Raw genomic sequence first — 20,352 nt, 5'->3', positions numbered from 1 at the left:
CAGCTCTTATATAATTTAAATTTTGTCGTAAGGTAAATTAGTCAACGCATCTGATATCCTGTTTACTGCCTCTTTCATAGGCTTCTCAACCATTCCTCTCATAAAGGGATTCAGATTGGTTTGCACAAGCATCGACAATTCGGTTTCTTTTTCAGCTATAGAGTTTAGATTAAGTTCCATAATGATATCAAATGGAAGTCGCAGCGACTTAAATCTCACCTGCCTGTTAGGCTGACGGTCAATCACTTCAAATGAAACTTTACCTATAGCATCTACTGTGAAAGATACAGTATCTTTATCAAAATTAAAGTCCTTGATCTTATCTTCAGGTATCATCCCTTTGACTAATTCCAGGTTTCGAAGATCCGACAATACCCTGAATATATCCGAATCGGAATGCTGAATTACTTTTAATTCACTGACAAATTCTGTCATTATTTAATATTTTTATGTGGTTTACCCCAGTTTTCGGGATCTTTACGCCAATCCTGCAATGTTTTAAGTTCTGATTCGTCAATATAATCAGTAGCCAGTGCCTCATCTAAAATTGCATCATAATTGCACAATGTAGTAAGTTCCACCCTTGCTTCATGCATTGCATCAACAGAGTGCTGAAAGCCGTAAGTGAAGATTGCTATCATACCTAATACATCTGAACCATTGCTTCTGATAGCTTCTACTGCTTTTAGACTACTTCCGCCTGTAGACACCAGATCTTCTATAACAACTACTTTCTGTTTTGGCTTAAGGTCTCCCTCAATTAAATTCTCCATTCCATGATCTTTGGGTGAGGAGCGGATATAAACAAAAGGTAGCCCCAAAACATCTGCTACCAGCGTACCGGGAGCAATTGCACCTGTAGCAACACCTGCTATGGCATCTGTTTGAGGATATTTCTCAAGTATTATCCTTGCAAATTCTACTTTTAAAAAATTACGAATTTGTGGATATGACATCAATTTGCGATTATCACAATAGATAGGTGATTTCCATCCTGATGCCCAAGTAAATGGGTTAGAAGGCTGTAGCTTAATAGCCTTCACTTTGAGTAGTTTCTCAGCCGTAATTTTTTGTACTCTTTTCATTTTTTTATTGACTTGATCATGAATTGTTAGCAAAAATAGTGCTTAAAAATGAATTTTTGGTCAATAACCGCTAATTGATTTATAAAACCTCCCCTATTGTTGCAATACTAATCTTCAGATTGGCGCATTTATGCAGAGCTATTCCGCAAGCCTCAATTGTTGATCCTGTAGTGATTACATCATCAACGAGCAGAATATGTTTTTGTTCAAATAGCTGCTTATCTTTCACATAGAATATATCCTTAACATTTTCCCATCGCTCTGTACGGGTACGTTTTGTTTGAGTAGGATTATGCACTACTCTCACCAGATTACCTGTTGAAACAGGCAGTGAAGTGGATTCTGATATTCCCTGAGCTATTACATCTGCTTGATTATAGCCTCTGATTTTCTCCTTTTTTGGATGCAGCGGAACCGGTACAATAATATCAATAGGTTTTATAAAGTCGCTCCCTGACAGGTCGTCTCCAAACATCCTGCCTAATAAAAATCCTATCTCTTTTTTATTATAATATTTAAGATTATGTATTAAAGGTGGCAGTATTCCCCCTTCTGCATATACACAATAGCTTGCAATTCTTTCAAATGGGATTCTGCCTGCCATCAATCTTTCAGCACTGTTATCAATAACTTTATAATTATCTGTTCGGGGTAACTTAAATAAACAGCTCAGACATACTCCTTTTTCATCTTCAAGCAACTCCCTGCCACAAACCACACACACCTCCGGAAGTAATAGATTCAGTAAATTTCTAAAAAGTCCGGATTTCCTCTTTTTAATTTTATCATCATATCTCTTTCTAAACTTCATCAATAGAGTCAATATCCATTTTTTGCAAGCATGATAATATATCACTCATCTCAAAGCCTCTGCCAAGAGCATATCTGATAAGCTTGTTTTTTCGTTCATTAATACTTGCCCCCTTTACTGTTTTCCACTTTTTTTCAAGCACATACTCAAGAGAGTTGGTCGTCTCTGCCTCAGGCATCTCTTCATATATTTTTTGGATAATTTCCGATGGAATTTTCTTTTGTCTCAATGCAAGTTCGATTTTCCTTCTCCCCCACTTATTGAATTTAATTTTGTCTCCAATATAGCTTCTGGTATACCTCTCATCGTTTATAAAATTCTCTTTAATCAGACGGTTTACAACTCTCTCGATATCCTCAGCATTAAGATTCAGTCGGTAAAGCTTCTGAGAAATATCATAACTGCAATACTCTTTTTGTGAACATAAACGTGCCATGCGTGAGTACGCCTGTTTTTCAGATATAACCTTTCGTTTCTCATTCATGACTGTATGTCTGTTTGCTGCCACTAACTGTTCTTACACCCTTAATCATTCTGAAGTTGCCGGAGATATCTCTTCTAAGTTCAATTTGATCATACCCTTTACTCTTTAACAAATGGAGGATATCATCACCTTTATCTCTGTTTATCTCGAAATATAGTTTCCCATTATCATTGAGCAGATCCAGTGCAATTGTAGAAATCTTATCATAAAAAAGCAGAGGGTTATCATCTTCTACAAATAGTGCTACATGTGGCTCATAATTCAGGACATTATCATCCATACTCTTTTTCTCAGAATCCATTACATATGGAGGGTTACTTATAATTACATCATATTTACCACCTTCTGATATGATTTCATTATCTTCATTAATTGACAAAACATCCTGATTGCTGAAATTTACTGTAACATTATTTATTCTTGCATTCTCCCTGGCAATATCCAATGCTCCTTCTGAAATATCCCATGCATTGACCTCAGCTTGTGGAAGTTTTTTTGCAAGTGTGACTGCAATACAACCGCTACCTGTTCCGATATCGAGTATGGAGACAGGCCCGGCAGCTTTTTCTGAGAGAATCCACTCAACCAGTTCCTCAGTTTCTGGTCTCGGTATCAATACATCAGGAGAAACCTTAAAATTAAGACCATAAAATTCAGTCTTTCCTAAAACATATTGAATTGGCTCACTCTTTTTTAGTCTACCTATAATATCTTTTATTTTGCTTAGTTCTGATGAGGATAAATTATTAAATTTGTCAGAAATAATTCCTGTATTGTCAATTCCTGTGACTTCTTCCAGAATTATACGGATAAGTGCAAACAGCTCAGTATGAGTGTAAAGACTTCCTAATTCTTGTCGAATATAATGAGTGAGTTCTTGCATAGAATTAATAGTTGATAACAACAAAGGTATAAAAAAATGGAGCTAAATCCGATATATATGCAGAGATGCCTCTTCCTGGCACGCAAAAGTGAAGGTTTCACGAAACCCAATCCAATGGTTGGTGCTGTAATAGTGCATGATAATAAAATTATTGGTGAAGGGTATCACAGACAGTTCGGTGAAGCTCATGCGGAAGTTAATGCTATTAATTCGGTAAAAGACAAATCACTTTTATTGACCTCAACTCTGTATGTATCTCTTGAACCTTGTGCTCATTACGGAAAGACACCGCCATGTGCTGAGCTGATTGTCAAGAACAAAATACCACGTGTTGTGATTGCCGTTAGAGATCCAAATCCTAAGGTTTCCGGAAAAGGTATAGATATGTTGAAACAAAGTGGTATAGAGGTAGTAGAGGGCATACTGGAAGAAGAGGCAATTGAGATAAACCGTTTCTTCTTTGTTAATCAATTATATTCCAGGCCTTACATAATTTTAAAATGGGCTCAAAGTAAAGATGGATTTATCGATTTAAAAAGAAAACCTGATGAGAACAGACTGCCTGTAATAATTTCAAATAAAATAACTCACAGCATAGTTCACAAATTCAGGACAGAGGTTCAGGGAATACTTGTGGGAACAAATACTGCAATTTTAGACAATCCAAAACTGACTGCCAGAAAATGGTTCGGTAATGATCCCACAAGGGTTGTGATAGATAAAAACAACAAAATACCTCGCAATAGTTTTTTATTTGATGGAACAGTTCCAACCATTGTATTCACAAGCTCTATCCCGGATGACATTAAAAACACTGATAACCTGAAGTTTATTGAAATTGACTTTTCAAAAGATAGCAATGAATTGATTTTAGATCATCTGTATCAAGAGAGGATCTATTCTCTTTTGGTAGAGGGTGGTTCAAAACTGTTATCATCATTTATAAATAAAAATCTTTGGGATGAAGCTTACATTGAAGTATCTGAGAAAAAACTACATAGAGGAGTGAATTCTCCTGAAATAAAAGGGAGTATTGCAGCTACTAAAAGATACCTCAACTCCACTCAGTATCATTTAAAGAGCAAAATATCTCGAAATTTTCTTTAAATATTCATTTTAATATGGTTAAAGAGAAAAATCTTCCTACTTTTGCATGACTTAATGTGATGTACAATATTATTGAAACAAATGATATCTAAATATTTCCTCTGGACATCGGTTCTTATCATGAATTTGTTACTGCTCTCCTCTTGTCTCGGATCATCAAATGATGGAGATCTGGAGTATTCACCTGATGCACAGATATACTCTTTTTCAATGGCATCAAAAGCTGATACCTTAAATTTATTGAGAACAACTGAATTTTCTATTGATCAGGTTAACAGCAGGATATTTAACAAAAAACCACTGCCGTACCAGTTCCATGTCGACAGTGTAGTTCTGAACATCAGAGGGGCAAACAATTTGAGTACATTCTCAGATGTTACTATACAGCTAATACCCGACAGCTCTTTTGCCTGGGTTCAGTCTGACTCAATTGAAGTTTCAAGATTGCACAAAATTATAACTACTGCTCCTGATGGTATTACTAAAAAGACCTATGAGATTCAGCTATACATATATCAGCAGGATCCATATATTATGTCATGGGAGAAGGTTGCTGAAGGTTATTTGCCAACTACAGTGAATCAACAGAAAACAGTAGAATTCAACAATAGATTTATTACATACTATATAGCAAACGGTGCTGTTAATGCAACATCATCTTCGGCAAGTGATGGTAATAACTGGACTACTGCATCGGTAACCGGACTGCCTCCTGCAATTCAGTTATCATCCTTAACAGTTTCAGAAAACTATATTTTTGCAATTGATGATGATAACAGACTGTTCAGAACATCTGATGGTTTTACATGGACGCAGGTTGTCACAGAGTTTCCGATTGTTACTATTTATGGAGTGATACCCTCTGCCACAGATGATATTCTTGTAATGGTAAATGATAGCAGCACATCTAAATTAGCCATAACAGAGGATTTTACATCACTTCAGTTAGTGGAGATGAATTCGGGCACGCCAGCTGATTTGCCGGTAAAGGACTTCTCTGCTGTTCAGATTGAAAGTACAACTTCATACACTATTAAATATCTGGCAATTGCAGGAGGAAGCAAAGCTGACGACACAGACAGCAATGATATTTGGATATTGCAGGAAAAGGGTGGCGAAATCTATGCTTTAAAATCAAAGAAATCAGAATCTGTTTCAGTTGATGGCAGTTCTATCTTTTTCTATGATGAAAAACCATATATCTTAGTAGCCTCAGGAGGAAAAAACAGTTTACTTTATTCAGACAATTACGGACTGGACTGGAAACCGGCAGAAGAGAATCAGTCTCTACCGGCTACATTTAATTATAGAAAAAATGCATCAGTAATTACTGATAACAACAACATATGGATATTCGGCGGAGTATCTCAGGCTCAAACCCAAATCAGAGATGTCTGGAAAGGCAGGCTTAATAAATTTGACCTGAATTAGTGGAATAGTTCCTCGCATTGATATACTTTATCGACCTCTTTTACGTTTAGAAAGTGTATAATCATAAGATGTTGATATGAGGAATACCAAAAAGGCAATTTATTTCTACCTGTTATTATTTATCGTAGTTGTACTTCCGGCTAATACACTATCGCAGGAGTATAAATATGAGATAGGAGCAGCAACCGGAACATCTTTCTATATGGGTGATGCCAACAAAACGAAATTGTATTTGCATTCCGGAATTTCAGGAGGTGCATTGTTCAGATACAATATCAACTTTAACTGGGCATTAAAGGCAAATATTATAGCAGGTAATGTTTCCGGGAACAGTGAAGATTCAGGGAATGTTTTTCCTTTTGATCGGAACATAAATTTCAGCAGAACTTTCACTGATATTGGAACACAGGTTGAATTTAATTTTTTACCCTATAGTGATAACTATTCATACTTAGGTACAAAACCATATTCACCTTATCTGTTTACAGGTGTAGGATTAACCTATGCGTCTGGTGAAAATAGTATTTTCAGTGCTAATATACCTTTAGGTATTGGGTTTAAATATAAATTAAAAAACAGGATAAATTTAGGGGTCGAGTTCTCAATGAGGAAACTTTTTACTGATAACTTCGATCTGCTTGACAATCCTTATGGTATCAGAAGCAGTACACTGAAAAATAAGGATTGGTATTCATTAACTATGATTTTCCTGACCTGGGATTTCAGTTCTCGCACTGACCCTTGTCATGGAATGTAACAATATAGACGTTAAAAAATGTCGCTATTAGACTATATAGATCAAGAACGCCTTCCAAATCATATTGCCATCATAATGGATGGTAACGGAAGATGGGCAACGAATAAAGGTTTTGAAAGGGGTGAAGGACACAAAGAGGGTGTCAGAGCCATTAGCCGTGTAGTTGAAGCTGCAACTAAAGCTTCAATAAAATACCTGACGCTATATGCCTTCTCAACTGAAAACTGGAACCGTCCTGCAGAAGAGGTAAACGGTCTGATGGACCTTATGGTTTATGCTATAAGTGAGGAGACTGAAAAGCTTAAAAAAAATGGAGTCAGAATCACCTGTATAGGTGATATGGATCGTCTGCCTGAATATGCACGTACTGCACTGATAGAATGTATAGATCAGACCAAAGAAGGCAATACTCTTACACTGAATATTGCTTTAAGCTACTCATCTAAATGGGAGCTTACCGAGGCAGCCAGGAGAATTGCTGATGATGTTTTAAATGGAGTTTTAAACAAAGAGGATATAAGTGAAGAAACCATAAGTATGTACCTTACAACTCATGGAATTCCCGACCCCGATTTATTAATCCGCACAGGGGGCGAACAGAGAATAAGCAACTTCCTTTTATGGCAATGTGCTTATGCGGAATTTTACTTTACCGAAGTCTACTGGCCCGACTTCGGAGAAAAAGACCTTTATGAAGCAATTATTGACTTTCAGGGTCGTGAAAGGAGATTCGGCAAAATCAGCGAACAGATAGAGTGTAATAGTACGGGATCAAAACCTGAAAAAGAACAGTAAGAGAAAAGAAATTATCACAATGTTGAAGAGAATATTCAATTTACTTCTGCTATTAATAGTACTACCACAGACAGTATTATTGGCTCAAACCAACGATTCAATAACTCAGAGTGAATCGGGTGATCTGACTGTGAATTATACATCACCCCCAAAGACCTATTACATTGCTGATGTAAAGGTAACGGGTGTAGAGGAAACAATGTATGCAGGACAGGAGTTTGTACTTATCAATTTTGCCGGACTTTCAAAAGGTCAGGAGATACAGATCCCTGGTGATGATATAACAAACGCGCTTAAAAGATTTTGGAGACAAGGACTTTTCTCTGATGTTAAGATACTCCAGAACAAGATTGAGGGTGACAGTGTATGGCTTGAAATAAAGCTGACTGACCGTCCCAGGGTTACTGACATACGTTATACCGGGATGAAGAAAAGCGAGCAGGATGATATTGAAGCTAAGATAGGATTTGTAAAAGGAAATCAGATTACCCCTCCTCAAATCGACAGAGCTGAGATTTTAATCAAAAACTTCTATGACGAAAAGGGTTTTGGAGATGCTGAAGTCAGACTCCTTCAACACCCTGACACAACGGGTAAAAATCAGGTTGTGCTTGAAATAGTTGTTGATAAAAAGGAAAAACTTAAAGTTAACAATATAAATATTGAAGGAAATGTTGCACTCTCCGACAGAACGTTGAAGAGGGCTATGAAGAAGACTAATGAGAAGGGTAAACTCTGGAATATTTTCCGTGCAAAGAAGTTTGTTGAAGATCTCTATGAGGAGGATAAAAGAAATCTTATTGGTAAATATCATGAGGAGGGATATCGAGATGCTGAAATTTTAAAGGATACTGTATATAAATTTGATGATAAGACAGTAAACATAGATATTCTTCTTGAAGAGGGACCACTTTATCATATACGCTCAATTAACTGGGTTGGTAATACTCAATACCCTTCTGCACAGCTTTCCAGGGTACTGAATATGAATTCAGGGGAAGTGTATAATCAGAAAAAACTTGAGGAAAGACTTATATCTGATGAAGATGCTGTAATCAATCTTTATCAGAATAACGGATATCTGTTTTCAAATATTGATCCGATAGAGATAAATATTGAAAATGACTCCATCGATCTTGAGTTGCGTGTTGTGGAAGGACCAAAAGCAACAATCAAACGTGTAATAATTCAAGGTAATGATCGTCTATACGAAGATGTTATCCGTCGTGAATTAAGAACTAAACCGGGAGCAGTGTTCAGTAAGGATGACCTGCTGAGATCTGTTCGAGAAATTGCCCAGACAGGCCATTTCGATCCGGAGGCACTTTCTGCAGATATAGGGAAAGGTATAACTCCTAACCCTGAAGATGGTACTGTTGATATTACATACCCTTTGACATCAAAAGGAAACGACCAGATTGAGTTTTCTGCAGGTTGGGGTGTTACCGGCCTGGTAGGTAAACTTAGTCTACGCCTGAATAACTTCTCTTTAAGGAACATGCTTAATCCATCTATGCACAGAGGTATAATTCCGCAGGGAGATGGACAGACACTTGTGTTGAGTGCACAGACCAACGGTAGATATTATCAATCATATCAGTTCCAGTTTATTGAACCATGGTTTGGAGGCAAAAAGCCTAATCACTTCTCGGTTAATGCATACTACTCAAGATATACTGGTTTAAATAGCGACTACTACCGACAGAATACCAATCCTTACATGTATGGCATGGGAGGCTATCCCGGTATGGGATATGGTGGTTATGGCTACCCGGGTTATGGTTACGGAGGATATGGTGGCTATGGCGGTTACGGAGGTTATGGATACGGTTATCAGGACCTCGCAGAATATGCTGCTGACCCGGATCAGGTTTTCAATATATTTGGAGCATCTATAGGATATGGTAAACGTTTAGAGTGGCCTGACGACTATTTCCAGATTATGGCAACATTAGGTTTCCAACGTTATGGTCTTAAAAACTGGACATTAAACAGATTTGATTTCTCAACAGGAGTAAGTAATAGTATTACGCTTGGATTAACGTTATCTCGTACTTCGATAGATAACCCTATTTATACCAGAACCGGATCTGACTTCACTCTAAGTGTAAATGCAACACCTCCATTCTCATTATGGGATGGCAGGGATTACAGTAAACTTGCAGTAAATGATCCTGCAAAACATAGGTGGAATGAGTATCATAAGTGGAAACTCAAGATGCGTACATATACTCCACTTACACCGTTAACAGTAACCAGAACACCTGTAGTTGCAACCAGGGCAGAATTCGGAATACTGGGACACTACAACAAGGATAAACTGACATCCTTCGAAACGTTTGATGTGGGTGGTGATGGTATGACAGGATATACAAGCAGTTTTGCAACAGAAACGGTTGCTTTGAGAGGATACGAGAACAACTCAATTGCTATGCAGGCACGAGCATATACTCGTCTGGGACTTGAACTACGTTATCCGTTTATACTTGAGCCAAACTCAACAATTTACGGTGTTGCATTCCTTGAAGCAGGTAATGCATGGATGAAGCTGAACGAGATAAATCCTTTCGACCTGAAGCGATCTGCTGGTGCAGGCGTGAGAATCTTCCTTCCAATGATCGGTTTGATGGGTATCGACTGGGCATATGGTTTTGATACAGTGTATGGCACTTCAGGCATCAGAGACAGAGGAGGAAGTCAGTTCCACTTCATAATCGGTCAGGAGTTCTAATATCTTTAACATTATTTACAGAGAGTACTGTAAACGTTTATAAGTTTCAACTGTCATTATAAACAGATTAAAAAAACAAAGTATGAAAAAAATAGTTTTATTTATTGGTTTATTCTTGGCGTTAGGTATCAGTAGCAGCATGGCTCAGCAATATGCACTGATTGATATGGAGTATATCTTAAAGAGAATTCCTGCATACGAGAACGCTAATGAACAACTGGAAGCTTTGTCTAAGCAATGGCAGGCAGTTATCGACGAAGAGGTTCAAGAGGTGAATGCTATGTATAAAAAATACCAAGCCGATCTCACTTTTCTTGCAGGAGAAGAGAAAACCAAACGTGAAAATCAGATTGTAGCAAAGGAAAATGCTATTCAGGAACTCAGGAATCAATATTTTGGTCCAGAAGGAGAATTATTTAAGAATCAGGAGAAACTGATTAAGCCAATACAGGATAATATTTATGAGGCAGTAAAATCAATTTCTATTGATAATGGGTATGCTGTTGTTTTAGACAGAGCATCTGCTACATCTATTATTTTTGCAACCCCTGATATTGATATTAGCGACGAAGTACTTTCAAGATTAGGCTATTAGAATTTTATCATTATCTTTGTATCCACTTTTTTTGAATTATAAATTATAAATTATAACGTAACAATCATGTTAAAGAAATTATTGATCTTTTGTATTGCACTTGCTCCTTTATCGCTTGTAGCACAAGACTTAAAACTAGCGTACATAAACACTCAGGAGATATTTGCATCTATGCCTGAATTATCCAGTATCGAAACACAATTAACAGAAAAACAGGAACAGATTACTAAAAACGGCCAGGCTTTGGTTGATGAATACACCAAGAAAGCCCAGGAATTTGAAGCAGCAGCAGCAACTACTTCCGATGCCGTAAAAATGGATCAGCAGGCACAACTGCAATCAATTCTGCAGAGATACGAACTATTTCAGCAGAACAGTCAACAAGAAATGCAGCAGTTACAACAAAAGCTTCTTGGACCTGTTAATCAGAAAATTTCAGATGCAATACAGGCAGTAGGTGCAGCAAATAACTATACTTTTGTATTTGATGTATCTAATATGCAGTCTCCAATAGTTTATACTCATCCTTCGGCAGTAAACATTACTCAGGAAGTAAAAACACGTTTGGGAATACAGTAAAAGACATTAAACAGTATAAAAAAAGGTCTCAAATTTAATTGAGGCCTTTTTTTATATCTGATATTAAATAGGAATCAGACAATCACTGTTAGATTTATAATCATAACTACATTCCTTTAATAACCAGTATAGGAGTATTTGAATGAAACAGCATCTTACGTGCTATACCCGGATTGAACATCCTGGCAAAAATATTCCTTCTTGAGCTTGATAAAGAGATCATATCAATATTATTCTCCTTCACATATTTTTCAAGGGTAGATTCCAGTCTCTCCGTCTGATCAATAAGCATATAGCTTACCTTTAACAGTGGATACAGTTCGGAAAGCCTTTTTTGAAATCCCGATAGTTTAATCTCATTCCAAACATCCTCCTTCTTTGCAATATGTGCTAAAATAATTTCAATATGATATGGCTTTAAAAGCTTCATCATAATATCAAGAGCTTTAAATTCCCTCTCCTGGAAGTTAGTAAGAAATACCACTCTCTTGACTTCAGTAAGATTGCGTACTTTTGAGTCTTCCGGAACAGCAAAAATAGGGGTTCTGCAACCATCCATCACCTCAGCGGTCACACTGCCAATCAGATCCAGATCTTTAGCATTTTTACCTCTTGTACCCATAACTATGGCAGTAGGCTTTATCTTCTTGGAATATGAAATAATCTCCTCCTCCGGAAGCCCTTCCACCAAGGTATAGGTAAAGCTGACTTTAGGGAATTTACCATTCGATATATTCTCCTCTAACCTTTTAATAAGGTTTTTCATCTCTGTCTCCGTATTCTTTTTTATATCCTGATAAATATCCTTATCAGTAGACTGCAGAGTAAGAGAGTCTCCAAAGGGAATTGAAGCAGGATAAAAAGGTGTAAAGAATGCATGCATCAGCTTTACATTACATTTTAAATCATCTGCAAGACGGAATCCAAACTCACAAGCCAAAAGTGAATAGTCGGAGAAATCAACAGGGATTAATACCTCATTGATAACTTTCACCTTTTCTTCATCATCTTCTTTTTCATCAGTTGATTTAAAATCCACCTGTTCAATTACACGCAATGCGTTCGGAAGATCTTTTTCATTGATTCTTACCCTCACACTACCGGCAATGGTAGGTTCAATGAGATTAATACCATGTATAACAGCAGGTATGCCTTCCGATTCAAGTATAGATTTTAATATTTGTGCTTTTTCATACGTATGAATTGCAACTGTTACCAGTTTTTCATCGCGTGATTCACTATTTGTAATCTCTTTTTTCATATTAATCTTTTTGAGACATCCAAAGGTGTTGACCTCCAGATGTAAGGGTTAAAAACAACTCTACAAAAAAACCCAATAACGAGTGTTGAACAATCAATTATTGGGTTCTTTTTTCTTTTATTCTTCAAGTTCTGCCTGATCTGTCTGTTCAGGTTCCGGTTCCGGTTCTGGTTCCGGATAGTCTGTAAGTCCTAAAATCTTTAAAGCTTTATCAAAAATAAGGGTATCGTCGAGAACAACAATACCACCATCAGGACCGGGCTCAATATGAATTCCTACACTATTGCCCTCTTTATAATTGTATCCGCCAAAATAGTTTCTTACGGTCTCAGGTTTCATATCTAATTCCTCTGCTATTTGACGGATACTCCCATCGGGGAGTTTGTCTTTCAGCTCTCTTAAGTCATTAAATGAGATTGTTCTTGCCATGGTCAATTATTTTTATGTTTAAAATTCATTTGTATTAATAATATGCCCTAAACTTACTCAAAAAAACAGAGATTCCAAACTATTCTATTAATTTATTTCCAATTTGTTTTAGTACCAATATTATAACATTGTTCAATGAGGTAATGTTGATAATACAGGAGAGAAAATGATTAACAGGCTAATATAAGTTAATATAAAAAAGGAAAGATAATTCGCGTTCTGTCTGCTGTAAACAGCTTTATCGCCTGTTTGCATAATGTTATTAACAGGTGCTTTGTAAAGTATGGTATATAGTCCGTAAAGTATCATTGCAAGGATAGTTCCAACTAATGCTCCGGCAATTATATCCGAAATAAAATGAACACCAAGATATATACGAGTATAACTGTTAAGTGTACCCCATAATAATGTACTTAGCGTGATAATCCTGTATTTAAAAATCAAAGATAAAAAAACACTTAATCCAAAAGCGTTGGTAGCGTGGCCGGAAATAAATCCAAATCTGCCACCTCTATAATTGTTAACAGTATCTACCAGATACATAAAATCGGGATGATGTGTAGGTCTGAACCGCTCAAAAAGTGGTTTAAAAAGTGATGATGAAATCTGATCACTTAAAACAAATACAAGAATAAAAAAGAGAGCAACTATAAATGCACCTTTCCTCGAAGTCTTATAAAAAAAAATAAAAAGGATAAAAAGGAAAAGCGGTATCCATATAAACCTCCCGCTTAATGTCCACATCGCATTATCCAGAAACTGGGAATCGCTGCCATTAAGTGCAAAAAACAGGTCACGTTCCAGCGGAAGTAATGAATCTATCGCATCTCTCATAGTTCTCAGATTATCTCTATGTTATCTTCATAAGTCCATCCTACACTACCATTTGCTATTTCTACTTCATACCAGTTACCATCACTGCTTCTGATTTTAACCTTAGTCCCCTCATGCAGTTCAAATAACTGATTACTGTTAACATCCGGCGAAGCATTAACCGCAGCTGCACCCACCATCACAATTGCAGTGTCTCCACGAAGACGCTCTCTCTTCTGCCTGAAGGAGAAAGAATTGGCAATTATCATAAAAATGAAAAGTACAATACCTGTATAAAAGGCAGTTTTTCTAGCCCAGAGGATTCTCACGAACAGGAAAACAGCTACAGATAATAAGAATAGAAGAAATAACACAATTGCAATAGTAGCCCATACATTTGAGCTGAAAAGATTACGGACAGAATCAATCCAGTTTACCAGGAAAAGGTTTCCGGAAGCAGCGATCCTATCGACAGTCCTGTTGTTTGCAAATCTTAGATTATGCCTTATATCACTATCACCCGGGTCCAATAAAAGTGCTCTTTCATAATTTAATATAGCCTTACCCAGTTGATTATCGCGAAAATATGCATTCCCAAGATTATAATATAGTTGTGCCGATACGCGGTTTTCTTTAACTCCCTGACTTACCGCCTCCTCGTAAAGCTCTATACTTCTCTTGTAATCCTGATTTCTGTATGCATTGGATGCCATCTCATATAATCCGGATTCTTCTGTATCCTGTATATCATCAGCCAGAGGTAGTAATTGATCCTCTGCAGCAGGTAAATTATCCTGCTGTTCAGAACCGGAAGTATTCTGTCCGGTAACCTGCAGAGTAAATAAGGCTGCAATAAACAAAACAGATATATATTTGATCAGTTTCATACTCATAAACTATTTACTTTTCTTGAGTCGGTTTTCCATTTCACCAATAGCATTAAAGGTGTTGTTATAAACACTTTCCATTTCAGCATCACTTTCTGCCGGAGCATATCGTGCAAACTCGCATGTATCAAGTATTTGCATAAACCTTGAAATTAGTTCCCCGCTTATACCATTTTTTGACAACTCATTCTCTATATTATTCTTAGAGAGATTAGCCACCGGTATAGATAGTTTATCACTAAAATAACCCCAAATCGCTCTAAGAACCTCATCATAGAAATTCTCTTTCTTCTGCTCCTTAAGATATTTCTCTGCCAGCTTCAGCCTCTTTATTGCAATTTTATTTGCTTTCCTGTTTCGCATAAGAGCTACGTTGGCATTCTCGCGGGCCTGTTTTCTGTTGATTATAAATAACACAACAAGCAGGACAAATGGTATTATATACCATAGCCAGTAGTTAAGTGAACCTACAAAAAAATTACTTATAGAAAGATAGTTTGGTTCTCCGGTCTTTAAGAACCTTATATCCTGCTCCACTCTTACATCCTGCTGATTCACAAAATTGCTTGATGTTATACTTCCCGGATCACCTTTAGCAATCTGAAGACTGTATTCTTCTGTTGTAAGAGTCTTATATGAATTTGTATTGATATCGAAATAACTGAACTCAACCGGTGGAATAGTGTAGTTACCTTCATATCGCGGAATTGCCATATATTCGATAGTTCTAATACCAGTCAGCCCATTGCTCGTTACATTAAGGGCATTTGTAACAGTAGGATCATAGACCTCGAAATTGGAAGGAAACTCTACAACCGGATTACTTATAAGTTTCATATTACCTGTTCCTGAAATCTCCAGTCGTAAAGAAATAGCCTCATTGGCTCTCAGCTGTGTAGTATTAATATTTGGCTTCATAGTAAAAGTCCCCACAGCATTTGCAAAGCTGGCAGGACGGTTTGCCGGCAGTGGTTTAACATTAATTACAACAGGATTAGTAACAAGTGTCTTATTAACATCAACCATAAGTTCCTGCGAACCGAAGAAGGTAGTCACACTTCTTCCTGAAGGTACAGAAAACACCATTTCAAGTCTACCCGAAGGTATGGTAATCTGACCTGACTTCTGAGGGAACAGAAGCGTTTTACGAAGATCTGCGGTATAGTAGTTCCTCCCGTTATAGCGCTCCATCTGTAGCTGCTGATTGACAGGAACATCTATCTCTTCAACCATAAACCCTTCAAATTCAGGAAACTGAATTCTTCCGAAGTTGACAATATTAAGTGTTGTATATAATCTGAATGTTACAGTAAATCCCTCCTGTTCGTAAGGATTGTTTTTGGATACTATTGCTCTGATAAATGCATCATTATCAGATACTGTAGCAGATCCAGATGATGAGCCTCCACCTCTGGAGCTCTGCGATGATTTCTCATCTGGTGGTAAGACCTCAACTTTTAAAGAGTTAGACTGATAGTTTGCACCGTCGACACTTATAGAAGCCGGTCCAATAGTAAATGTACCCGTAGTTTTTGCTACTAAAATATATGTATAGGTTACAGATCTCTCTGATGTGGTTTTGCCGTTTATGGTACGCTGGCTGAAGCTGGTAGAGGTACTTGGCCCAAAAAGTATATCAAAATCAGGAAGATCAGGTAAACGTAAATCTCTACCCTCCTGATTCAACACATAACTCAATCTGAACTGCTCACCCTCTACTACCGAAGCCGGTGCTGTTGCCTTGAATGTCACCTGTGCTTCAGAAACAGCTATATTTCCTGTAAGTAATGCAACCAGGAAAATCAGATATATATATATGTTCCGTTTAAATTTGACTATCATCATTTCTGAAAATCTTACCAGTTTTTATTCCTTCGTCTGTTTTCTTCTGCCTGCTCCTCTCTCTCCTGAGCTTTAATCTGCTGCACCTTCTCCTGTGTCTCTCGTTCATCCTGCTCAATAGCCTGTAAAAGCTGACGAGCGTTATCACGTGACATCTGTTCAGGTTCCTGGGGCTGCTCAGCTCTTTTCTCCTGATCCTGTGGTGGCTGAGGCTGATTTTGTTGATTCTGCTGCTGATCCTGCTCCTGTTCTTGCTGTTCCTGATCATTCTCACCGTCACTCTGCTGCTCCTCATCCTGAATCATCTTCTGCACAACGGCAAGGTTATAACGCGCTTCATCATCCTGAGGATTTAGTCTGAGTGCCATTTTATATGCTTCCATCGACTCCTTAAGCTGTTTCTTTTGCAGCATTGCATTACCTATATTATGCATGCCCGCAGATACCTTTATTGGATTCTCCTGCTCAAGTGCATTAGATTGATTATACTGCTCTATGGCTTTGTCCCACTCTTTCTGTCTGTATAACGTGTTGCCAAGGTTATAGTTTGCTTCCTGGGAGTTTGGATTACCCTCCACAGCCTTACTAAAATAGTCAGCTGCCTCTGAGAATTTTTGCTCCTTATATTCTTTGTTTCCTTTACGGATATTTTTTCTTACATCCTTCTGTGCCGAAACAGTTACAGATATCAGCATCATAATAAGGAAAACCAGTATATATCTTAAATCTAATCGCATAGTATTTCTCTGTAAATCGGTTTTATTCAAAAATTCTTACATTTCGGAATATCGGATTCTTCTTATCAAATATCAGAATCTCGATAAACAGTATTACAAGTAAAATCCATGCAAAAACAGTAAACTTCTCGTCATATTCTGAATATACCAAACTTGATGAAGTGGTTGTCTCTAACTCATCAAGCTGTGCCGTTAGCGCCTGAATTGCTCTGTTTGAATTGTCGGCTCTTACATATAAACCCTTACCACTTTGAGCAATTTCCATGCTCATCTGTTCATTAAGCCTTGACACAACAACATTGCCCTCACTATCTGTCATAAAATTACTTCCATATTCGTTAGATGGCAGTGGAGAGCCGTCAGGAGAGCCAATACCTATAATATTTATCTGGACACCCGCTTTAGCAGCATCTGCTGCGATTCCGGCAGCATTCCCTTCATGATCTTCTCCATCAGTAATTATAACCATTGCTTTACTGGCTTCCTGATCACTGGAGAAAGAACCCATACCAAGTCTTATAGCCTCACCTATAGCAGTACCCTGTACAGGTACCAGACTAGGATCTATTGTATTTAAAAATATCTTTGCCGATTGAGTGTCCGAAGTTAGTGGCATCTGTATAAACGCCTCACCGGCAAATACAATTAGTCCCACCTTATCATTTCCACGCACATCTATCAGTCTCGATAATATTTGCTTTGCACGCTCCAGTCTGTTTGGAGATACATCTTCAGCCAGCATTGAGTTTGAAACATCAATTGCAATTACCAGCTCAATACCCTCCTTTTCAACAGTCTCTACCTTTGTACCAAATTGAGGTCGCGCCAGCATAATTATACCAACACATATTGCTGCAAAGATTAGCCAGAATTTTAGATAAGAACGTTTAAGAGAAAGCTCCGGCATCATCTTTTTAAGTGTGGAAAGTGTACCCAGCTTCTGTACATCCTTTCGCTTCCTTATATTCAGGTATATATATAACACCAGCAAAACTGGTATTACAATAAAAAACCAAAGGTATTCCGGATTTCCGAATCTAAACATATCTGATTATCTCTTTTTAATTATCAAAACTCTACTATTTGATGCGTATCCGATTTATTATGAAATTATGGTATACTTCTCAACCATGTTCTTCGTAAAATCAACTCAAGCAAAATCAATGCCATAGCCGCAAGAGCAAACATCAGAAACTTTTCCTGACGCTGTGTTACATTCTGTACGCTGATCAGGTATTTCTCCATCTCATCGATCTCTTCGTAAACCTGTCTGAGACCTTCTGTATCCTGAGCTCTGAAATATTGTCCGCCTGTCATCGCAGCAATTTCAGTAAGTGTCTTCTCATCAATATCAACAGCCATATTCTGCATTCTTACGCCAAATGGTGTCTGTACCGGAGTGGGAGCCATTCCCTTAGTCCCAACACCAACTGTGTATACCCTGATCCCATATGAACGGGCCATTTCAGCAGCAGTAAGCGGAGCAATCTGCCCCCTGTTATTTGTTCCGTCTGTAAGCAGAATCACAACACGAGATTGCGATTCACTATCCTTTAGACGATTAACAGAAGTAGCCAGTCCTAGTCCAATAGCCGTCCCATCATCTATAAGTCCAAATTCAATCTCATTAAGCAGATTAAGCAATACAGTGTGATCTGTTGTCAGCGGACATTGTGTAAAACTTTCACCTGCAAAAACGACTAATCCAATATTATCATTCCTGCGGTCAGTCACAAATTCAGATGCAACTTTTTTAGCAGCCTGTAATCGGTCCGGTTGTAAATCCTGTGACAACATTGATCCCGACACGTCAAGTGCCAGAACTATATCTATTCCCTGCGACTCACTCTCCTCCCAGCTGTTAACTGACTGAGGACGTGCAATTACCAAAATTATTAATCCAATTGAGATTACTCTCAATACAAATGGCAAATGCCTCATATAGACCTTAAGTCCGGGCTTAACCCCCTTGAATGCATTTACAGATGCCAGTTTAAACGATGCCTGCATCTTGGACAATCGCACTATATACCACACTATCAGAGGGATAAGTAGTAATAATAACCATAGATATTCAGGATGCAGAAAAATCATGTCGTTTCTTTTATTTTATTATTTTCTCCTTCTAATTTCTCCAACTCCTCGCTTTTTGAGATCGGATCAGGCTCTCGGGTTTGATTTACAAAGAAATAGGCATTAACCAAGCTCAAATCATTCTCATCAGGATAGGGTTTATATTTTGCAAACTTAACCAGGTCTGATGTAGTAAGAATCTGTTTCAGGTTATTATAAACCGAATCAACCTCCTCCAATTTTCTCACCTCATTAAGAATCTCTCCTGTGGTCATTTCCATAGCATTAATACCCTCTCTCTCATAAATATAGTGTCTAAGAATATCGGTAAGTTTACTGTAAAACTCCTTCTCACGACCCTGCAGCCATAACTTCTCGGCCTTTAGTTTATCCAAGTCTTTCAAAGCCCTTACATGTGCAGGTTGAACAACAGGTGGTTTAAATATATATCCTTTTTTCTTCTTCTTCAATATCAGATATATTATCAACCCAATCAATGCAATTAACAAGGCAACACCCAGCACAATCCATAAGATCCAAAGATAATCGGTCCACACAAAAGGAGCTTTTTGAACCGGCTTAATATCATATAGCTGAAGTTGCTCAAAGTCGATAGAATCAGTCTCCCCCCTATTCATCTTCTCCAGATAAGAAAGTGTGGAATCAGACAAATCAGGCGATGTAACCTTAAGTCCAAACGAGTTTGAAAAAATTGTATCTGTACCATCAAAAACCGGAATATAAGGAATATGATAGAGAGTAGAATCAAACGAGGTGACAACATACTTAAAATTAAGAGTCATCACATTATTCTCTATCAATGTATCCGGCGGAAGCATCGTTATAACCTCAATACCAGGCACTATCTCACTTTCATATACTGGAAAAGAGATTGTTTTATCCTTTGGAGAGATCACTTTAACATTAATCAAAGCCTGCTCACCAATCAATATTTCTGTTGGTTGAATAGTAGCATGGGCCGAAGCTCTCTGAGCCTCAACAGTAGACACCGACAGCAATAATAAAGCAGTCAGTATCATACAATGCAGTAA

General features: G+C 37.6%; 21 protein-coding genes. 7 read left to right on the top strand and 14 right to left on the bottom strand.

What is annotated here, in order from left to right; translation table 11 throughout:
* Positions 1-15: 15 nt before the first annotated feature.
* The 5 genes from BN1354_RS11475 to prmC form a co-directional block, all read right to left on the bottom strand.
* Complete coding sequence (locus BN1354_RS11475; RefSeq protein WP_053827180.1) at positions 16-435, bottom strand: hypothetical protein; 420 nt, start codon at positions 433-435, stop codon at positions 16-18.
* Positions 435-1,085, bottom strand: coding sequence for an orotate phosphoribosyltransferase (gene pyrE / locus BN1354_RS11470; RefSeq protein WP_053827179.1), 651 nt, complete (start codon positions 1,083-1,085; stop codon positions 435-437). The genes BN1354_RS11475 and pyrE overlap by 1 nt, the downstream gene beginning before the upstream one ends.
* A gap of 79 nt (positions 1,086-1,164) precedes the next feature.
* Positions 1,165-1,896 (bottom strand): ComF family protein, encoded by a 732-nt coding sequence (locus BN1354_RS11465; protein ID WP_074010766.1) that lies wholly within the window; start codon positions 1,894-1,896, stop codon positions 1,165-1,167.
* Positions 1,886-2,380, bottom strand: coding sequence for a regulatory protein RecX (locus BN1354_RS11460; protein WP_053827178.1), 495 nt, complete (start codon positions 2,378-2,380; stop codon positions 1,886-1,888). Before BN1354_RS11460 ends, BN1354_RS11465 begins: the two co-directional genes overlap by 11 nt.
* Complete coding sequence (prmC, locus tag BN1354_RS11455) at positions 2,373-3,263, bottom strand: peptide chain release factor N(5)-glutamine methyltransferase (RefSeq protein WP_053827177.1); 891 nt, start codon at positions 3,261-3,263, stop codon at positions 2,373-2,375. Before prmC ends, BN1354_RS11460 begins: the two co-directional genes overlap by 8 nt.
* Before the next feature lie 57 nt (positions 3,264-3,320).
* On the opposite strand from prmC, the gene ribD reads away from it, so the two are divergent.
* The 7 genes from ribD (at position 3,321) to BN1354_RS11420 (ending at position 11,258) form a co-directional block, all read left to right on the top strand.
* Entirely contained in the window at positions 3,321-4,370 is a 1,050-nt protein-coding gene (gene ribD / locus BN1354_RS11450) for a bifunctional diaminohydroxyphosphoribosylaminopyrimidine deaminase/5-amino-6-(5-phosphoribosylamino)uracil reductase RibD (RefSeq protein ID WP_231623114.1), read from the top strand.
* A gap of 81 nt (positions 4,371-4,451) precedes the next feature.
* Positions 4,452-5,801, top strand: a complete 1,350-nt coding sequence (locus tag BN1354_RS11445; RefSeq protein WP_053827175.1) for a DUF6242 domain-containing protein — start codon at positions 4,452-4,454, stop codon at positions 5,799-5,801.
* Between the two features lie 76 nt (positions 5,802-5,877).
* Complete coding sequence (gene porG / locus BN1354_RS11440) at positions 5,878-6,558, top strand: type IX secretion system protein PorG (RefSeq protein WP_053827174.1); 681 nt, start codon at positions 5,878-5,880, stop codon at positions 6,556-6,558.
* Between the two features lie 18 nt (positions 6,559-6,576).
* A complete protein-coding gene (locus tag BN1354_RS11435) occupies positions 6,577-7,353 on the top strand; it encodes an isoprenyl transferase (RefSeq protein WP_045090379.1) in 777 nt (258 codons plus the stop codon).
* A 19-nt stretch (positions 7,354-7,372) separates the two neighbouring features.
* Complete coding sequence (locus tag BN1354_RS11430; RefSeq protein WP_053827173.1) at positions 7,373-10,084, top strand: BamA/OMP85 family outer membrane protein; 2,712 nt, start codon at positions 7,373-7,375, stop codon at positions 10,082-10,084.
* A gap of 82 nt (positions 10,085-10,166) precedes the next feature.
* On the top strand, positions 10,167-10,679 hold the full coding sequence (locus tag BN1354_RS11425; protein ID WP_045090381.1) for an OmpH/Skp family outer membrane protein: 513 nt from the start codon (positions 10,167-10,169) through the stop codon (positions 10,677-10,679).
* A 66-nt stretch (positions 10,680-10,745) separates the two neighbouring features.
* Positions 10,746-11,258: an OmpH/Skp family outer membrane protein gene (locus BN1354_RS11420; protein WP_045090382.1), complete on the top strand. Its 513-nt coding sequence runs from the start codon at positions 10,746-10,748 to the stop codon at positions 11,256-11,258.
* Positions 11,259-11,364: 106 nt separating this feature from the next.
* Here BN1354_RS11420 and BN1354_RS11415 read toward each other — a convergent pair whose 3' ends face one another.
* From BN1354_RS11415 to BN1354_RS11375, 9 genes are all read right to left on the bottom strand, one after another.
* Positions 11,365-12,519, bottom strand: a complete 1,155-nt coding sequence (locus BN1354_RS11415) for a universal stress protein (protein ID WP_045090383.1) — start codon at positions 12,517-12,519, stop codon at positions 11,365-11,367.
* Between the two features lie 117 nt (positions 12,520-12,636).
* On the bottom strand, positions 12,637-12,948 hold the full coding sequence (locus BN1354_RS11410) for a hypothetical protein (RefSeq protein ID WP_045090384.1): 312 nt from the start codon (positions 12,946-12,948) through the stop codon (positions 12,637-12,639).
* A 132-nt stretch (positions 12,949-13,080) separates the two neighbouring features.
* Positions 13,081-13,782, bottom strand: coding sequence for a phosphatase PAP2 family protein (locus tag BN1354_RS11405; protein WP_045090385.1), 702 nt, complete (start codon positions 13,780-13,782; stop codon positions 13,081-13,083).
* A gap of 5 nt (positions 13,783-13,787) precedes the next feature.
* Positions 13,788-14,648: a tetratricopeptide repeat protein gene (locus BN1354_RS11400; protein ID WP_053827172.1), complete on the bottom strand. Its 861-nt coding sequence runs from the start codon at positions 14,646-14,648 to the stop codon at positions 13,788-13,790.
* Between the two features lie 9 nt (positions 14,649-14,657).
* A complete protein-coding gene (locus tag BN1354_RS11395; RefSeq protein WP_231623113.1) occupies positions 14,658-16,493 on the bottom strand; it encodes a BatD family protein in 1,836 nt (611 codons plus the stop codon).
* Positions 16,494-16,504: 11 nt separating this feature from the next.
* Positions 16,505-17,227: a tetratricopeptide repeat protein gene (locus tag BN1354_RS11390; protein ID WP_053827171.1), complete on the bottom strand. Its 723-nt coding sequence runs from the start codon at positions 17,225-17,227 to the stop codon at positions 16,505-16,507.
* Between the two features lie 22 nt (positions 17,228-17,249).
* Positions 17,250-18,272: a vWA domain-containing protein gene (locus BN1354_RS11385; RefSeq protein WP_053827170.1), complete on the bottom strand. Its 1,023-nt coding sequence runs from the start codon at positions 18,270-18,272 to the stop codon at positions 17,250-17,252.
* 65 nt (positions 18,273-18,337) lie between these two features.
* Positions 18,338-19,321: a vWA domain-containing protein gene (locus BN1354_RS11380; RefSeq protein ID WP_045090387.1), complete on the bottom strand. Its 984-nt coding sequence runs from the start codon at positions 19,319-19,321 to the stop codon at positions 18,338-18,340.
* Positions 19,318-20,340: a hypothetical protein gene (locus BN1354_RS11375; protein ID WP_053827169.1), complete on the bottom strand. Its 1,023-nt coding sequence runs from the start codon at positions 20,338-20,340 to the stop codon at positions 19,318-19,320. The genes BN1354_RS11380 and BN1354_RS11375 overlap by 4 nt, the downstream gene beginning before the upstream one ends.
* Between the last annotated feature and the right edge of the window lie 12 nt (positions 20,341-20,352).

Source organism: Lascolabacillus massiliensis, from assembly GCF_001282625.1.
Taxonomy (GTDB): Bacteria; Bacteroidota; Bacteroidia; order Bacteroidales; family Dysgonomonadaceae; genus Proteiniphilum; species Proteiniphilum massiliensis.
The sequence above is the reverse complement of the archived record's forward strand: the minus strand, read 5'-3'. Positions and strand labels throughout refer to the sequence as shown.